Annotated in this window: 1 protein-coding gene; it reads right to left on the minus strand. The window is 51.6% G+C overall.

Features of this window, described 5'->3' with window-relative positions:
• Positions 1-2808: Tn3 family transposase (locus tag QN395_RS21125; RefSeq protein WP_323493004.1), on the minus strand; the 2808-nt coding region annotated here is incomplete at its 3' end.
• Positions 2809-2949 lie beyond the last annotated feature (141 nt).

Raw genomic sequence — 2949 nt, forward strand, 5'->3', positions numbered from 1 at the left:
GCGCGTCGGAGCGATCTTGGCCATAATGTCTGCCTCAATGATTTGCCGTCGATTTGCCCAGCGATTCACTACTCCCTGCATCTGCATCGTATTCCATGCCATTACGGTGTTGGCTAACAAACTCAAACCGTCGGCCACCGCCTGCATTTCATCTGCTCGCTTGGCCTGTGCCGGGCTGATGCGTCCTGTATAGATGGCACGCTTCAAAGCGTTGACTGCCTCACCACGGTTAAGTACCCGACGCAGTTCTTGCCTGAAGGGAGTATTCACAAAGTAGTCGGCCAGGAAAGCGGTGCGCAGTAATCGTCCGAGTTGAACACCCGCTTCATAGACTGGTTCACCACGGGCAGCAGAACCAAATCGCGCCAATGCCGCCACTGCACTGGCATTCCCATTCATCACCGATGCCGCCAAATGCACCAAAGTATCCCAATGTTTTTCAATTAAATCGATGTCGATGGACGCATCGCATACCGCAGCAATTTCAGCTGGAATATCCATGCCACGCGGCAAAAATAAATGGCGTTGTTTTAATTCTTTCAAACGAGGGCAAAGATCAAAGCCGACCAAGCGCGCCAGCATCATTGCAAAATCAGTGTAGCCGTGGGTATCCACTGCCAACTGACTGGTTTCCATTCGCTCCTGACGTAAGACCCCCTCAATCGCAACCCCAGCCTGACGCTCATTTAACACAAAAGGTTGGGCATACGAAATACCCCATCGGTCGCGCACATGAGAATAAATTCCAATGGAAGGCGTGTTGCGCCGGGGATCAAGTCTGGCTTGCCAAACGCGTTTGGTCGTCTCCATACTCATCATGTCCGAAGATGCCAGGTCTGATCGTCCCCAAGTTGCGGCAATCGGTTGACGTTGCATGAATTCCAGCACTGCGCTACAGGCCTGACTCAACCTGCGTTCGTCGCCTGCCCAGCGCATTGCTTGACGAATGCTGACGGCCGACAACTGCGGTATCATTCGCGCGCATTCGGCCGATGTTAGGCTGGTACCGTGTGCCAAGATGCCGGCGTAGACCATCAGCAGTTCTTCAGTCGAACGTGGTTCGCGTCCCAACATGATCCAGCTGAACCGAACCTGGGCATCCACTTGTAAAATAACCTCAGGTAACTGTACCTCGCCCAGCCGCTTGTCGAGCTGACTACGTAGCTCAATGACTTTAGGATCCTCATCTTCGGCAGGCATTGCCGTGAGATGTAGCTCATCATCAACACGTAGTTTGCCCTCTCTGGCGGCTTGTGCCACAGCCGCCACGCCAGCACGTACTCGGACAAGTAGCGGGGCTAAAAACGTGCTTGCCTTGGGCGGCAAATTTAACCGAGTATAGTGTCGTTTAGACTCCGCTGCCCAGCGTTCTGGTGTAAAAAATAGGCGCGCCCGTCCACGAAAAAGAAGACTGTGATTCACCCATACCGAGCCATTACGGATACAACGACGCAACGAAAATAAGGTGGCGACCTCTAATGCGCGCATCGCCTTGTCTCTGTCTTCACCTGTAATCGCCGATAACCAGACCCGCCCAAGATGAGGTACGTTCATCTCCGCTGGCAGCTCCCGCACTTTGTCAGCATACAATTTGAGAAGCGCGTTGAGAGCAGCGAGAACCGGATTTCCCTCGTCAGCTTGCCAGGGCAACTTACCAATTTCGGCCAACAAAGAGCGTACTGGTCGAATTCCATCAAATAGACGCTCGCGTACCAAGGAAGCACGGCTCGGTGGTTTGGCTTGTTCATTGAGTTGAACCAGTTCTATCACGCGCAAGCGCAACTGGTCATTGGTGAGGTCGCCCTGTGCAGTCAATCCAGCCAAATCTGCGATTAATTTTTTATAGAGCACTGCCCAGTTGACGGTATCAGGCACTTCATCTCTTGCCAAACGCCACAGATCCGTCACTCGGCGTTGAATCATCGAGATAGCCTGATCAGTGGTGGTAAATAAGCAGTAGCGCAGAAAACACGCCACTTCTACGGTCCGTCTGGGTTCTTTAATTCTGGCACCCACCGATGGCGGCCGATTGGCCAATTGACGAGCATACCTGCGCACGATGAGATCACTCAAGTCACCCAAGTGCTTGTGAATATCGAGACTGTAGAGCAGATTGAGCCGTTCAAACACTTGGGAAATCTGTACAGTCGAATGTTTGGCAGGGGCTTCCCATAACCAGCTTTGTTGAATTTGACCATCTGGACGAAATTGGGCCAAACTGTCGTGCCACTTATCCAACAAGGCACAGGGGACGGTTGTCGCAATGGTCGCGCCAGTTTCCGCTTCAAGCAAATTTAGTGCTGCGACGATCTGACTGCGCAATGCGCGGTCATGCTCAATGAGAAAGTGGCGGTCATACAGCCAGCGCCGGGCAAAATTAAGCAGTTGATCTTTGTCACTAAATCGGATGGCTTCATCGCGCAAGGCATGCACAAAGGAACGCCTCTGGTGATCAGTAGGCCAACCAAAGCCTAGCGTTTCTTGAGCGAGCTGTTGATGATCAAAAAATGTCCTGCCACGTCTGTACATGGCTTTAAGTGATGCCACCTCAGGAGGTGGTACGCCAAGCTCTTTGCCCAGGTGAATCCAGAGTGACGCAGGGACAACACGAATCGCATTGAGTGTACGCCCACTCAGACGTAAAAATCCGATATGCAAAGCAAGTCCCAATTTGTGGGTATCGCTTCGGCGCAGATTGATTACTTCGTGTTCTGAACGACTAAAAGTGAAAAACGCTTGTAACTCAAAGGTACTAAGTTCACGCGGAAGGTCCTTCAGACCCAGATACGTTGTTTGCCAGCTTTGCATCGTTTGTCTCCTTCAATTTGGTAGGACACAATACGCTGAAAAACGACGAGCTGAAACCTTAATAAAATCATTGACTTACAGAACTACCCCCACGCCAGTGCTCGATCTCCTACCGTCACTTATTGCACCTAAAACAAATCG

The sequence above is a fragment of the Undibacterium sp. RTI2.2 genome, from assembly GCF_035018705.1.
GTDB lineage: Bacteria > Pseudomonadota > Gammaproteobacteria > Burkholderiales > Burkholderiaceae_D > Undibacterium.